12 protein-coding genes and 1 pseudogene are annotated in these 13199 nt (G+C 67.2%); 3 read left to right on the top strand and 10 right to left on the bottom strand.

Annotation, left to right across the window (positions count from 1 at the left end; translation table 11 throughout):
• Positions 1 to 23 precede the first annotated feature (23 nt).
• Positions 24 to 1058, bottom strand: a complete 1035-nt coding sequence (rsgA, locus tag LE190_RS18735; RefSeq protein WP_225240131.1) for a ribosome small subunit-dependent GTPase A — start codon at positions 1056 to 1058, stop codon at positions 24 to 26.
• A gap of 329 nt (positions 1059 to 1387) precedes the next feature.
• On the opposite strand from rsgA, the gene LE190_RS18730 reads away from it, so the two are divergent.
• The 3 genes and pseudogenes from LE190_RS18730 to LE190_RS18720 all read left to right on the top strand — a co-directional run bounded on the left by LE190_RS18730 (position 1388) and on the right by LE190_RS18720 (position 3530).
• A complete protein-coding gene (locus LE190_RS18730; RefSeq protein ID WP_225240130.1) occupies positions 1388 to 2095 on the top strand; it encodes an HAD-IA family hydrolase in 708 nt (235 codons plus the stop codon).
• A gap of 165 nt (positions 2096 to 2260) precedes the next feature.
• Positions 2261 to 3210 (top strand): annotated as a pseudogene (locus LE190_RS22045) (DUF535 family protein).
• 92 nt (positions 3211 to 3302) lie between these two features.
• Positions 3303 to 3530, top strand: a complete 228-nt coding sequence (locus LE190_RS18720; protein WP_225240129.1) for a hypothetical protein — start codon at positions 3303 to 3305, stop codon at positions 3528 to 3530.
• A 9-nt stretch (positions 3531 to 3539) separates the two neighbouring features.
• Here the strand turns inward: LE190_RS18720 and LE190_RS18715 are convergent, their stop codons facing one another.
• The 9 genes from LE190_RS18715 to paaE form a co-directional block, all read right to left on the bottom strand.
• Complete coding sequence (locus LE190_RS18715) at positions 3540 to 4004, bottom strand: cupin domain-containing protein (protein WP_225240128.1); 465 nt, start codon at positions 4002 to 4004, stop codon at positions 3540 to 3542.
• A 64-nt stretch (positions 4005 to 4068) separates the two neighbouring features.
• Complete coding sequence (gene paaZ, locus LE190_RS18710) at positions 4069 to 6120, bottom strand: phenylacetic acid degradation bifunctional protein PaaZ (RefSeq protein WP_225240127.1); 2052 nt, start codon at positions 6118 to 6120, stop codon at positions 4069 to 4071.
• Positions 6121 to 6146: 26 nt separating this feature from the next.
• The gene (locus LE190_RS18705; RefSeq protein WP_225240126.1) at positions 6147 to 6746 is read right to left on the bottom strand and encodes a phenylacetic acid degradation protein PaaY; all 600 of its coding nucleotides are present in this window, start codon (positions 6744 to 6746) and stop codon (positions 6147 to 6149) included.
• A 3-nt stretch (positions 6747 to 6749) separates the two neighbouring features.
• Positions 6750 to 7952: a 3-oxoadipyl-CoA thiolase gene (gene pcaF / locus LE190_RS18700; protein ID WP_225240125.1), complete on the bottom strand. Its 1203-nt coding sequence runs from the start codon at positions 7950 to 7952 to the stop codon at positions 6750 to 6752.
• Between the two features lie 15 nt (positions 7953 to 7967).
• Positions 7968 to 9281, bottom strand: coding sequence for a phenylacetate--CoA ligase PaaK (gene paaK / locus LE190_RS18695; protein ID WP_225240124.1), 1314 nt, complete (start codon positions 9279 to 9281; stop codon positions 7968 to 7970).
• Positions 9282 to 9325: 44 nt separating this feature from the next.
• The gene (gene paaI, locus LE190_RS18690; RefSeq protein WP_225240123.1) at positions 9326 to 9763 is read right to left on the bottom strand and encodes a hydroxyphenylacetyl-CoA thioesterase PaaI; all 438 of its coding nucleotides are present in this window, start codon (positions 9761 to 9763) and stop codon (positions 9326 to 9328) included.
• Positions 9756 to 11294 carry a 3-hydroxyacyl-CoA dehydrogenase PaaH gene (paaH, locus tag LE190_RS18685; RefSeq protein WP_225240122.1) on the bottom strand — a complete coding sequence of 513 codons (1539 nt, stop codon included), beginning with the start codon at positions 11292 to 11294 and terminating at the stop codon, positions 9756 to 9758. Before paaH ends, paaI begins: the two co-directional genes overlap by 8 nt.
• A 2-nt stretch (positions 11295 to 11296) precedes the next feature.
• On the bottom strand, positions 11297 to 12088 hold the full coding sequence (paaG, locus tag LE190_RS18680; RefSeq protein WP_225240121.1) for a 2-(1,2-epoxy-1,2-dihydrophenyl)acetyl-CoA isomerase PaaG: 792 nt from the start codon (positions 12086 to 12088) through the stop codon (positions 11297 to 11299).
• 28 nt (positions 12089 to 12116) lie between these two features.
• Entirely contained in the window at positions 12117 to 13193 is a 1077-nt protein-coding gene (gene paaE / locus LE190_RS18675; protein WP_225240120.1) for a 1,2-phenylacetyl-CoA epoxidase subunit PaaE, read from the bottom strand.
• Positions 13194 to 13199: the final 6 nt, after the last annotated feature.

The raw sequence follows: 13199 nt of genomic DNA, 5'->3' as shown, positions 1-13199 counted from the left end.
ATCTGCCTACCCTACGAAAACCATTACCCGCCGCGCTTGTCGCGACCGCGCTGCTTCGCTTCCTTCATCAACACCTTCCACTTCCCGCGCTCGGCGATCCGCTCCAGCGCCGTCTGCTCCGCCCGCCTTAGCTCGCGCAACAGCTTGCGATAGTTCTGCAGGCGATCCGCATCCACCACATCCCGCACCGCGCATCCCGGCTCGCTCTCGTGGCGGCAGTCGCGGAACTGGCACTGGTCCGCCAGCGCCGCGATATCGTCGAACGACCGCGCCAGCGCATCCTCGTCCGCATCCGGCTGCCAGGCGCGCAGGCCCGGGGTATCGATGATGCAGGCGCCGCCCGGACAGCGGTGCAGCGAACGCGCCGTGGTCGTATGGCGCCCGCGGTCGTCGCCATGGCGGGTGCCGCCGGTGGCCTGCAGGCTGCCGGTCAAGGCGTTGGTGAGCGTGGACTTGCCCACGCCCGAAGACCCGAGCAGCACCAGGGTCTGCCCTGCCCCCAGCCAGGGCGCCAGCACGCCGGTGTCAAGCTGCTGCGCCGGAATCAGCGACAGCAGCGGCACATCCCCGGGAATGCGCTGGCGCAGCTGCGCGCTCCTGCCCTCCACCTCGCTCCCGATGTCGGGCTTGGTCAGGACCATGACCGCTTCCACGCCACAAGCCCGCACCAGGGCGATGCAGCGCTCCATGCGACGTGGATTGAAATCATTGTCCAGGCCCATCAGCAGCAATGCGGTATCGACATTGCTGGCCAGGACCTGGCTGCCCGACGGGGTCCGGCGTGACAGCCGGGTGAAGGCATCGAGGGTGCAATCGATCCACCAGTCACCCTGACCAGGGGTGGCGAGCACCCAGTCGCCCACCACGGCCTGGCCAGTGGACACGAAGCGCGCGCAGCGCGCCGGGAACGACGCGCGCCCGTCATCGAGCGTGAACCCGTCGCGCTGGACCGAGGTCACGCGTGCGAGGCGGTGGCGCGGCATTGCCGCCGCGAGTTGCGAGACGAAATGTTGCTTGAAACCGATCCCATGCAGGGTCGGGAAGTCGAGGTCGATCATGACGATGTGTTTTCCAATTCAAGGGCGCACAGGCGTGCGCAGGCAGCCGCGTCGATGACGCGGCAGGAACAAGGAATGGAAGGTCGGCGCCTAGGAGTCTTGATGCGCCCCGGACATCGTCGGGAAGCGATCAGGCGGCCGACCGGAAGGCGGTATCAGGCTGATGCATACGGCGGCTCCTCGGATCGCTTGAATGGACGGGTAGTCTGGCAGCGCGGTCGCGAAAGGTCAAGCGCCTGGCGGCAGGCATGGGAGCGAAGGCAGGGGAGCGAAGGCAAGGCGCCGTTTGCGCTAAGCTGCACGATCATCCATCCAGGGAGATTGCACCCGTGACGCCCACCAACCCCTCCGTCCTGCCCACGCGCGAATACGCCGCCTTCCTGTTCGACATGGACGGCACCATCCTCACGTCGATCAAGTCCGCCGAGCGCGTCTGGAGCGCCTGGGCGCTCCGGCATGGACTCGATCCGGACACCTTCGTTCCGACCATCCATGGCAAGCGCACCGAGGACACCATCCGCAAGCTCGGCCTGCCCGGGGTCGATCCTGTAGCGGAGGCGCTGGGCATTGCACTGGCCGAGATCGAGGACGTGGCCGATATCGAAAAGATCGCCGGCGTGGGCCGCTTCCTGGCCAGCCTGCCGACCGGGCGCTGGGCCATCGTGACCTCGGCTTCGCGCCCCCTGGCCACGGCGCGCATCCGCGCGGCCGGGCTGCCGCTGCCACCGCTGCTGGTCTCGGCCGAGGACGTAAAACACGGCAAGCCCGCCCCCGACCCCTTCCTGCTGGGCGCGAAAAAACTGGGCGTGGCGCCCCAGGATTGCCTGGTGTTCGAGGACACGCCGATTGGCCTGGCGGCCGCGCACGCGGCAGGGATGGACAGCCTGATCGTGACGGCCACCCATATCCATCCGGTAGAGACACATGCCGCGCCGATTCCGGATTACACCGACCTGATGGTCGTTGGCACGGAGAACGGTGGCCTGCGGGTGCAAAGACGGATCGGCCGCCCCGACCAGGATAGTTTCATGGATTGAAACTCTTGTAGCCAATCTACAACTAGATTCCCGAAATTAATCTTTGTTGCTTACCTTCTCCGAAAGGCATTGATACACTGCGTTACATTGATTTACATAGATTTACGTAATGCCTGACGGGTAAATCTGCCCGTCGGCGCGTAGCCAGCCAGCCAGCCAGCCAGCATGTTGCCCTTCACTCCCGATCGTTCCCCTCCCGTGCAGGCAAACGCGCCTGCCCCACGCGTCACACTCAGGATGGGAATATCGCGCAGGCAAGGGCGCATTCCCTACGTGCGCGAGCTGCTCAAGCTGAAAGTGCGCTCACTGGCGTATCCGCATGCAACCCGCCGCTGGCTCAGGCTGCTCAATTCGCATCCGGCCTTTGCCGATTACGTCCGGCACTGCCCGCGCCTGCTCTACAAGATCTACCGTCCTTACATGACGCTGCATCTGCCGATCGAGGCCAGGCTGGACGCGCTCACCGTGCATTACCAGACGGTGTTCGAGCGTGGCATGGGCGAGCTGGTGACGCAGGCAGCGAGCGGCCCGGTGCCGCTGGTGTCCTTTGCGGGACGCGATGGCGGTGCGTACGACATTGCCCTGCGCGCGATCGGCCTGCTGGAGCGGGAGGGCGAGCTGGTCCTGCAGCTGCGCGCGGCCGGCACGCCGCTCTACGCGGTCGCCTTCACCTTCGCCCGGCGCGAGGGCCGGCTGGCGGTGAACGTCGGCTGTATCCAGGGGCCGCCGGTGACGACGCGCGCGATGCGATCCGGCGCGCCACCCGGCAGCTGCACGGCTTGCGCCCAAAGCAATTGCTGGTCAGCATAGTCAGCGTGCTGGGCTACGCGCTCGATTGTGGCGAGATGCGGCTGGTCGGCAATGCCAACCGGGTCGTACGCAGCGCCATCCGCAACGGCAGCGTCCATGCCGACTACGACCAGTTGTGGAACGAGATGGGCGCACGCCGCCTTGCCGACGGCGACTACAGTCTTCCCTGCGCCCCCCTGGCCGAACCGGATTTCACGGCCGTGGAGTCGAAGAAACGGGCGGAAGCGCGGCGCCGCCACGCGCTGCTGGGCTTCCTGTCGGGCGCCGTGGCCGGTCGCCTACAGCCGGTTCCGCTGGCGGCCTGACCGCCCATTCGGGCAGCATCGCGCGGCCGCATCTTGTGCCGCCGCGGACGATACCCACATACGCGATATCGGCCTATACCATGGAGGTGCCCATGCACCGCTATCGCAATACGAGCGGCGAATCCGGCGTCGTCGCCTACGACATCGACGCGGACTCGATTACCATCCGGTTCACCGGGGGCGACTGCTACCTGTACACGGCACGCAGTGCCGGGGCGGAGAACATCGCGAGGATGCAGGAGCTGGCGCGCGAGGGCCGCGGCCTGTCGACCTTCGTCAGCCGGCATATCCGCTCGCGCTACGCCCGCAAGCTGAACTGATGCGCTGCGCTATCCGCGCGGCGGATACGGCGTGCCATCCTTGTGCAGGTAGGTCCTGGTCTTGCCGTCGTAATGCAGGTCGATGTCGGGATAGGTCGCCGCGTCCTGCGCGATGCGCGAACCCACGCACAGGAACACGCCCTGCCCCCAGCTGCGGTTGATGAGGTGGTGCCCGTTCGGCTTTCCGGCCGGGAAGGCCGCGCAGTCGCCCGCGCGCATCAGTGTCTCGCCTTCGTCGGTGACGAGCACCAGTTCGCCCGAGACCACCATGACGAATTCGTCTTCATGCGAATGCCAGTGGCGCTGCGAGGATGCGGCGCCCGGCTGGAGCTCGACCAGGTTGACGCCGAACTGGGTCAGGCCGCCGGCCTCGCCCAGCGCCTGCTTGCTGCGCCCGTCCACCAGTTCGGCGAACGGCTCCGGATAGCCGGTGCCTTTCAGTACAGGAATACTGCTCAGGTCCAGTCTCGACATGCTCAAGGTCTCCATGGTGGGTGCCGGGACGGTGGGACCGCCCCGGCTCGCAGCCAGGCCGATCCTAGCCGCGCTTTTGTACCAGCGTCAGGATATCGTAACTCGCCACCAGTTCGTCGTGTTGATTCGTCACCTGGACATCCCAGGCCACCACGCCCTGGCCGCGTCCCTGCTCGTCCGTGCGGTTGCGGTCGACCTTGCGCTTGCAGGTGAGCCTTGCGCGGATGGTGTCGCCGATCGCCACGGGCGCCACGAAACGCAGGTTGTCCAGGCCGTAGTTGGCCAGCACCGGCCCTGGCGCCGGCGACACGAACAGGCCCGCCGCCGCCGACAGCACGAAGTAGCCGTGCGCGATGCGCTTGCCGAACTGGGTGTCCTTGGCCGCGATCTCGTCGAAGTGCATGTAGAAGTAGTCGCCCGAGACGCCGCCGAAGTTGACGATGTCGGCTTCGCTCACGGTGCGGCGGTGGGTCAGCAGCGAGTGGCCCACTTCCAGGTCTTCGAACCAGCGGCGGAACGGGTGGATGTCGGTTTCCTTGACCGCGCCGCCGCGCACGTATTCGCCGGTGACGGCGGTCAGCATGGTCGGCGAGCCCTGCACCGCCGCGCGCTGCAGGAAGTGCTTGACGGCGCGGATGCCTCCCAGCTCTTCGCCGCCACCGGCGCGGCCCGGGCCGCCGTGCTTGAGCTGCGGCAGCGGCGAGCCGTGGCCGGTGGAGTCCACCGCCGCTTCGCGCTCGAGGATGTGCACGCGGCCGTGCGAGGCGGCGGCCACCGGCACCGCATGGGCGGCGATCGCCGGATCCCTGGTCACCAGGGTCGTCACCAGGCTGCCCTTGCCGCGTGCGGCGAGCGCCAGGGCTTCGTCGATGTCCTTGTAGGTCATGACGGTGGACACCGGGCCGAAGGCCTCGATGTCGTGCACGGCGTCGTTGACCATCGCATTCCGGCACAGCAGCAGGGTCGGCGCGAAGAAGGCGCCGTTCGCGCACCCGTCTCCCACCGGATTGAAACCGTCGCGCGCGCTAAACAAGACTTCGTTGCCGCGCGCCAGCATCTCGACGCGCTCGGACACGTCGCGGTGCTGGTCCATCGAGGCCAGCGCCCCCATGCGCACGCCCTCGACCTTCGGGTTGCCGACGGTGATCCGGGCCAGGCGCTCGCGCAGGCGCTGGCCGACGGCGTCGGCATGCTGCTCGGGCACGATCACGCGCCGGATCGCGGTGCACTTCTGGCCGGCCTTGCCGGTCATCTCGCGCGCCACTTCCTTCACGAACAGGTCGAATTCCGGATCGTCCGGGCTAACGTCCGGCGCCAGGATGGCGCAGTTCAGCGAGTCGGCTTCGGCGGTGAACGGCACCGCTTCGCGGATCAGGTTCGGGTTGGCTTTCAGCTTGGCCGCGGTATCGGCCGAGCCGGTGAAGGTGACGGCGTCGAAGCCGCCCAGGCGGTCCAGCAGGTCGCCGGTCGAGCCGATCACCAGCTGCAGCGCGCCTTCCGGCAGCAGGCCTGACTCCATCATCATTTTCACGGTAACTTGGGTCAGGTAGCTGGTGGCGGTGGCCGGCTTGACGATGCACGGCATCGCGGCCAGGAAGCTCGGCGCGAATTTTTCCAGCATGCCCCAGATCGGGAAGTTGAAGGCATTGATGTGCACCGCGATGCCGCCCTTCGGTACCAGGATGTGGGTGCCGGCGAAGCCGCCGCGCTTGCCCAGGGCCAGCGCCGGGCCTTCGTGCAGCACGTTCGACGAAGGCAGTTCGCGCGAGCCCATGCTGGCATAGGCGAACAGGGTGCCGATACCGCCTTCGACGTCGACCCAGCTGTCCGGGCGGGTGGCGCCGGTCAGGTGCGAGATCTCGTACAGCTCTTCCTTGCGCTCCATCATGTACAGGGCCAGGGCCTTCAGGCGCTGGGCGCGCTGCTGGAAGTCGAGCGCCATCAGGGCCGGCACGCCGGTCTTGCGGCCGTAGGTGACGGCTTCGTCGAAGTCGATCTTTTCCGCGTGGGTATGGTAGATCAGCTGGTTGTCCAGCGCGCTGTGCAGCGGGGTATGCGCTTCCGAACCGTGCCAGCGGCCGGCGATCAGGCTTTGCAGGGTGGCGATATTGCCCATGTTCTCAGTCTCCTTCAGTTGTCTTGTCAAGCCTTGGGCTTGTGCCTGCCTTCGGGGTCGAATGCGATGCCCTGGCGGCCAGGCTCGGGTTCAGGCCAGGCATCCACTTCGCGCATGGTCTGCAGCGAGCGGATGTTCAGTTCGTGGTACTGGCGGGTGCCGAAGCTCTTCCACTTGACGTCCTCATCGGTGAGCGCGCGCATGACCTTGGCCGGCGTGCCCATCACCATGCTGCGCGGCGGGATGACCATCCCGGCCTTCACGAAGCTCATCGCGGCCACGATCGATTCCTCGCCGACCACCGCCTTGTCCATCACCACGGCGTTCATGCCCACCATGGCGTTCCTCTGGATGCGGCAGCCGTGCAGCACGGCGCCGTGGCCGATGTGGCCGTCCACTTCGACCACCGTGTCCTCGCCCGGGAAGCCGTGCATCACGCAGGTGTCCTGCAGGTTGGCGCCCTCTTCCAGGATCAGGCGGCCGAAGTCGCCGCGCAGCGAGGCCAGCGGGCCGACGTAGCAGTGCGGCCCGACGATCACGTCGCCGATCAGCACCGCGCTCGGGTGCACGTAGGCCGTGGGATGCACCACCGGCCGCACGCCGTCGATCTCGTAGACCTTGACCATGCCTTACACCCGCTCGACGATCAGGGCGATGCCCTGGCCGACCCCGATGCACATGGTGCACAGGGCGTAGCGCCCGCCGGTGCGGTGCAGCTGGTTCACGGCGCTCAATACCAGGCGCGCGCCGGAGGCGCCCAGCGGGTGGCCGAGGGCGATCGCGCCGCCGTTCGGATTCACATGAAGCGCATCGTCCGCCAGGCCAAGCTCGCGCATCACGGCCAGGCCCTGGGCGGCGAAGGCTTCGTTCAGCTCGATCACGTCCATCTGGTCGAGCCGCAGGCCGGTCTGGGCCAGCAGCTTCTTCACGGCCGGCGCCGGGCCGAAGCCCATGATGCGCGGTGCCAGGCCGGCGGTGGCCATGCCGACCACGCGTGCGCGCGGCGTCAAGCCGTGGCGTGCGGCGGCTTCGCCGGAGGCGAGCAGCAGCGCGCAGGCGCCATCGTTCAGGCTCGAGGCATTGCCGGCACTGACGGTCCCGTCGGGCCTCACGACGCCCTTGAGCTTTGCCAGCGCCTCCATGCTGGTCTCGCGCGGCTGCTCGTCGGTGTCGAACACGCGCGATTCGCCCTTCTTCCCATGGATGGTCACGGGCACGATCTCGTCCCTGAACACACCTTCCGCATTGGCGCGCGCCCAGCGCTGCTGGCTGCGCAGGGCGAAGGCATCCTGGTCCTCGCGGTTGATGTTGAATTCCAGCGCCACGTTCTCGGCCGTTTCCGGCATCGAATCGATGCCATATTTCGCCTTCATCAGCGGGTTGACGAAACGCCAGCCGAGGGTGGTGTCCTCGATCTTCGCGGCGCGCGAGAAGGCGCTGTCGGCCTTGGCCATCACGAAGGGCGCGCGGGTCATGCTCTCGACGCCGCCGGCGATGATCAGGTTCGCCTCGCCGGCCTTGATCGCGCGCGCGGCGCTGCCGACGGCGTCCATGCCCGAACCGCACAGGCGGTTGATGGTGTTGGCCGGCACTTCTTGCGGCAAGCCTGCCAGCAGCGCCGCCATGCGGCCGACGTTGCGGTTGTCTTCGCCGGCCTGGTTGGCGCAGCCGTAGAACAGGTCGTCGATGGCGGCCCAGTCCATGTCCTTGTTACGGGCGATGAGGGCCGCGATCGGCAGTGCGCCCAGGTCGTCGGCGCGCACGCTCGACAGCGAGCCGCCGTAGCGGCCGAAGGGGGTGCGGATGGCGTCGCAGATGAATGCGTCAGTCATGGTGTCTCCGAAGGTTCAGTGTTTTGGGCGGTTGTCGACCACGCGCCGGGCCTTGCCGGTCAGCGTGCGCTCGATCCCGCCGGGCAGCTTGAGGGTCACGCGCGTGGTCACGCCGACATTGGTCTTGATGCGGTGCTGCAGCTCGCGGCACAGGGCGTCCGCGTCTGCCGGCGACATCGCATCGTCGCGCAGTTCGCCCAGCACTTCCAGCGTGTCCAGGTGGCCGTTGCGCTCCACCACCAGCTGGTATTGCGGCGCCAGCGCAGGCATCTTCAGCATGATCTCTTCGATCTGGCTCGGGAACACGTTCACGCCGCGGATGATCAGCATGTCGTCCGAGCGGCCCGTGATGCGGCTAATTCTGCGCATCGAGCGCGAAGTGGGCGGCAGGAGCCGCGTCAGGTCGCGCGTGCGGTAGCGGATGATGGGCAGCGCTTCCTTCGACAGCGAGGTGAACACCAGTTCGCCCTCCTCGCCGTCGGACAGGACTTCGCCGGTTTCCGGGTTGATGATCTCGGGATAGAAATGGTCTTCCCAGATCACCGGACCGTCCTTGCTCTCGATGCACTCGCTGGCCACGCCCGGGCCCATCACTTCCGACAGGCCATAGATGTCGACCGCGTCGATGCCGGCGCGGGTTTCGATCTCCTGGCGCATGGCGTCGGTCCAGGGTTCGGCGCCGAAGATGCCGACCTTCAGCGAAGACGTGGCCGGATCGATCCCCTGGCGCGCGAACTCCTCGACGATGTTGAGCATGTAGGAAGGCGTGACCATGATGATCGAGGGCTTGAAATCCTGGATCAGCTGTACCTGCTTCTCGGTCTGGCCGCCGGACATCGGGATCACCGTGCAGCCCAGCTTTTCGGCGCCGTAGTGCGCGCCCAGGCCGCCCGTGAACAGGCCGTAGCCATAGGAGATGTGCACCATATCGCCCGCACGGCCGCCGGCGGCGCGGATCGAGCGCGCCACCACGCCGGCCCAGGTGTCGATGTCGCGCTGCGTGTAGCCGACCACGGTGGCCTTGCCGGTGGTGCCGGAGGACGCGTGCACGCGCACCACCTGCTCGCGCGGTACCGCGAACAGGCCGAACGGATAGTTGTCGCGCAGGGTCTTCTTGTCGGTGAAGGGGAACTTCGCCAGGTCGGCCAGCGTTTTCAGGTCGCTCGGGTGCACGCCGGCCGCGTCGAAGGCTGCGCGGTAGTGCGGCACGTTCTCGTAGGCTTGGTGCAGCGACCATTTCAGGCGCTCCAGCTGCAGGGCCTGCAGTTCGTCGCGGCTGGCGCATTCGATCGGCTCCAGCTCGCCCGGAGAAGGATTACGTTGGACCATCTCGGCCTCCTATCGTGTTGCAAAAAGCGTGTTGCAAAAGGCGTCTATTCCCCGACGTCGGCTACCATGCCGCTGACGCGGTGCGACTTCCCGCGAAACAGCGCCACCGTGCGCCCCTCCTGGTTGCAGACCTTGATGTCGTAGACGCCGGTCTTGCCCTGCAGGGCCTGCTCCACCGCCTCGGCCACCAGCAGGTCGCCCTCAAAGCCCGGCGCCAGGTAGTCGATCGTGCAGCCGGCGCCCACCGTGTTGAAGTTGTGCGAGTTGCAGGCGAAGGCGAAGGCGCTGTCGGCCAGCATGAAGATGTAGCCCCCATGGCAGGTGGCGTGCCCGTTGAGCATGTCGGCGCGCACGCGCATCGACATGCGCGCATAGCCGGGGCGGATGGCATCGAGCGTCATGCCCAGCGCCTGGCTGGCGGGGTCGCGTTCGTACATGGTCTTGCCGGCCAGTTCCGCCAGCGCCTGGGGATCGCTATGCATGAAAACGGGCTCCGTGCGGATTGGCGGCGATCTTGCGGCGCAGCAGGGGCGAGACGCGGTAACGGTCTTCGCCGTAGATGGTCGCCAGGTTGTCCAGCACCGCCACGATGTGTTCGAGTCCGACGCTGTCGGCCCAGGCCAGCGGTCCGCGCGGATAGTTGACGCCCTTCTGCATCGCGATGTCCACCGCGCTCGCGCTGCACACGCCCTGGTTGACGGCGTCGGCCGCTTCGTTGGCCAGCATGGCGACGGTGCGCATCACGGCCATGCCCGGCACGTCGTCCAGGCGCGTCACCGCGAAACCCGCCCCCTGGAACATGCCGACCACCGCGTTGTAGGCTTCCATGCTGCACTGGTCGGCTTTCGCCAGCGCGATGCGGGTGGCGCCGGCAGGGTCCAGCAGCAGGTCGTAGACGACGGTGTCGTCGTGCCAGCTTTCGGCGGCGCGCACGGTCGCGCTGCGGCCGTCGGTGAGATACACCGCGGCGCCCTGGCACACGAAGCCCGGCGTGCTGTCGAGGGTCTCTTCGCGGTGCAGCGCGTAGCCGGCAGCGCCGAGGCGCACGGCCAGTGCGGCGATCGCATCGGACTCGTTGCCGGTGATCGACACCGCCTCCGGCTGCGCTTGCGGGGCCTCCAGCTGCACCACGGGCTTCTCCGCGCCCTCGCCGTAGCGGTAGAAGCCGCGGCCGGTCTTGCGGCCCAGGAAGCCGGCGTTGACCAGCTCCTGCTGCAGGATCGATGGGGTAAAACGGGGGTCGCCGAAATAGGCGTCGTAGACCGAATTCGTGACCGAGAAGTTGACGTCGTGGCCGATCAGGTCCATCAGCTCGAAGGGCCCCATGCGGAAGCCGCCGCAGTCGCGCAGCACGGCGTCGATGGTGGCCGGCTCGCCGGCCTGCTCCAGCAGCAGGCGCAGGCTTTCCGCGTAGTACGGACGCGCCACGCGGTTGACGATGAAGCCCGGCGTCGATTTCGCATGCACCGGGTTCTTGCCCCAGGCTTCGGCGGTGGCGTAGACGGTGTCGGCCACTGCCTTGTCGGTGGCGATGCCTTCGACAACTTCCACCAGCGCCATCAAGGGCACCGGATTGAAGAAGTGCATGCCGACCAGGCGTTCCGGCCGGCGCAGCTGCGCGGCGATGGCGGTCACCGAGATCGAGGAGGTATTCGTGGCCAGGATGCAGTCTTCCGCCACGATGCTTTCCAGCTCGCCGAACAGGGCGCGCTTGACGTCCAGGTTCTCGACGATGGCTTCGACCACCAGCCTGGCCTGGCCCGCTTCCTGCAGGCTGCCGATGCGCCGCAGGCGCGCGCCCGCGGCGGCGGCCTCTTCCTGGCGCATGCGGCCCTTCTCGACCAGTTTTGTGTAGGTGGCCCGGATGCCGGCGATCGCCTTGTCGGCCGCGTCAAGCCGGGTATCGAACAGCAGGACCTGGTGGCCGGCGCTGGCCGCCACCTGGGCGATGCCGGAGCCCATGGCGCCGCTGCCGACGACGGCGACGACGCTGTCCTTTTCGAGTGCCTGCATGCCTACTCTCCCTTGAACTGCGCCGGGCGCTTGGCGATGAAGGCGGCCACGCCTTCGCGGTAGTCGTGGCTGTAGCCCAGCTCGCGCATCATCTCGCCTTCCAGCTTGAGCTGCTCCGGCAGGGTATTGGCCCAGCTGGTCTGCAAGGCCTTTTTCGTGAACGCCAGGCCCTTGGTCGGCGCGCTGGCGAAGTGCTCGGCCATGGCCATGGCCTGGTCCATCAGCGTTTCGTCCGGCACGCAGGCCCAGATCAGGCCCCATTCCTCGGCCTTCTCGGCGCTGAGCTTCTCGCCCAGCATGGCCAGGCCGGTAGCGCGCGCCTGGCCGATCAGGCGCGGCAGATGCCAGGTGCCGCCGGTGTCGGGAATCAGGCCCAGCTTGCAGAAGGCTTCGATGAAGCTGGCCGACTTCGCAGCCAGCACGATGTCGCAGGCCAGCGCCAGGTTGGCGCCGGCGCCGGCGGCCACGCCGTTCACGGCGCAGATCACCGGCATCGGCAGCGACTTCAGGGTCAGCACCAGGGGCGCATAGAACCTCTCGACCGATTCGCCGAGGTCGACGCCTGGCGCGCCCGGGGCCACGGCGCGGTCCTGCAGGTCCTGGCCGGCGCAGAAGCCGCGGCCGGCGCCGGTCAGCACCAGCACGCGCACCGACCTGTCGGCCTGCAGCCTGTCGAGCGCATCGCGCACTTCGAGGTGCATGGCCTGGGTGAAGCTGTTCAGGCGGTCGGGGCGGTTCAGGGTCAGGACGGCGATGCCGTTCTCGATGCCGAAGAGGATGGATTCGTAGTGCATGGGGTCTCCCGTATTCTTGTTGTCCGGCTTATTCCGCGATGTCGAAGTCGACCACCACCTTGTCGGTGATCGGGAAGCTCTGGCAGCTCAGCACGAAGCCGCGCGCCACTTCATAGTCCTCAAGGGCGTAGTTGACGTCCATCTCGACCTGGCCGTCGAGCACCTTGCAACGGCAGGTCGAGCACACGCCGCCCTTGCACGAGTAGCGCATGTCGATGCCGGCGCGCAGGCCGGCGTCCAGCAGCGACTCCTTGTCCTTGTCCATCGTGAAGCTGGCCGCGTTGCCGTCCATGATGACGGTGACTTCGGTCTGGTGCTGCGCGCCGGCGTCGATCTTGCGCGGCTTGTGCTCGTGCTTCGGGATGCTGGCGGCGAACAGCTCGATGCGGATCTTTTCCTTGGCCAGGCCGGCCGCCTGCAGCGAGCGCGAGACGCCGTGCATCATGTCTTCCGGGCCGCAGATGAAGGCTACGTCGATGTCGCGGATGTCGATCCAGTGCTTCAGGAAGTGGCCGCACTTCTCTTCGGTGATGCGGCCGTTGAAGAGTTCGATGTCCTGCTGCTCGCGGCTCATCACGTAGACCAGCTTGAGCCGGTCCATGTACTGGTCCTTCAGGTCGGTCAGCTCGTCGCGGAAGATCACGCTGGACGAGGCGCGGTTGCCGTACACGATGGTGAAGCGGCTGTTCGGCTCGGCCAGCAGGGTGGTCTTCACGATCGACAGGATCGGGGTGATGCCGCTGCCGGCGGCGAAGGCCAGGTAGTGGCGCTCGCTGTGCGGGTCGAGCGGCACGTTGAAGTGGCCCATGGGCGGCATCACGTCGAGCGTGCTGCCGGGTTTCAGGTGCTCGTTGGCCCAGGTGGAGAACTGGCCGCCGTTCACGCGCTTGATCGCCACGCGCAGGGTATCGTCCTGCACCGCCGAACAGATCGAATAGGAACGGCGCACGTCTTCGCCGTCGATCATGGCGCGCAGGGTCAGGTGCTGGCCCTGCTGGTAGGCGAACTGCGCTTTGAGCTCGGCCGGGACGTCGAAGGTGACGGCGATGGCGTCGCGGGTTTCATGCTTCACCTTGGCCACGCTCAGTGGATAGAATTTGCTCATCGGTCT

Source organism: Massilia hydrophila (genome assembly GCF_020208145.1).
Taxonomy (GTDB): Bacteria; Pseudomonadota; Gammaproteobacteria; order Burkholderiales; family Burkholderiaceae_D; genus Telluria; species Telluria hydrophila.
This window is presented reverse-complemented; position numbering and strand designations above follow the sequence as displayed.

What these genes read in the sequence shown, in the direction of transcription:
- LE190_RS18715 (WP_225240128.1), bottom strand. Translation starts at nt 4,004, where the DNA reads ATGTCGAGACTGGACCTGAGCAGTATTCCTGTACTGAAAGGCACCGGC.
- paaK (WP_225240124.1), bottom strand. Translation starts at nt 9,281, where the DNA reads ATGGTCCAACGTAATCCTTCTCCGGGCGAGCTGGAGCCGATCGAATGC.
- LE190_RS18705 (WP_225240126.1), bottom strand. Translation starts at nt 6,746, where the DNA reads ATGGTCAAGGTCTACGAGATCGACGGCGTGCGGCCGGTGGTGCATCCC.
- paaG (WP_225240121.1), bottom strand. Translation starts at nt 12,088, where the DNA reads ATGCACTACGAATCCATCCTCTTCGGCATCGAGAACGGCATCGCCGTC.
- LE190_RS18720 (WP_225240129.1), top strand. Translation starts at nt 3,303, where the DNA reads ATGCACCGCTATCGCAATACGAGCGGCGAATCCGGCGTCGTCGCCTAC.
- paaZ (WP_225240127.1), bottom strand. Translation starts at nt 6,120, where the DNA reads ATGGGCAATATCGCCACCCTGCAAAGCCTGATCGCCGGCCGCTGGCAC.
- paaE (WP_225240120.1), bottom strand. Translation starts at nt 13,193, where the DNA reads ATGAGCAAATTCTATCCACTGAGCGTGGCCAAGGTGAAGCATGAAACC.
- paaH (WP_225240122.1), bottom strand. Translation starts at nt 11,294, where the DNA reads ATGCAGGCACTCGAAAAGGACAGCGTCGTCGCCGTCGTCGGCAGCGGC.
- pcaF (WP_225240125.1), bottom strand. Translation starts at nt 7,952, where the DNA reads ATGACTGACGCATTCATCTGCGACGCCATCCGCACCCCCTTCGGCCGC.
- paaI (WP_225240123.1), bottom strand. Translation starts at nt 9,763, where the DNA reads ATGCATAGCGATCCCCAGGCGCTGGCGGAACTGGCCGGCAAGACCATG.
- rsgA (WP_225240131.1), bottom strand. Translation starts at nt 1,058, where the DNA reads ATGATCGACCTCGACTTCCCGACCCTGCATGGGATCGGTTTCAAGCAA.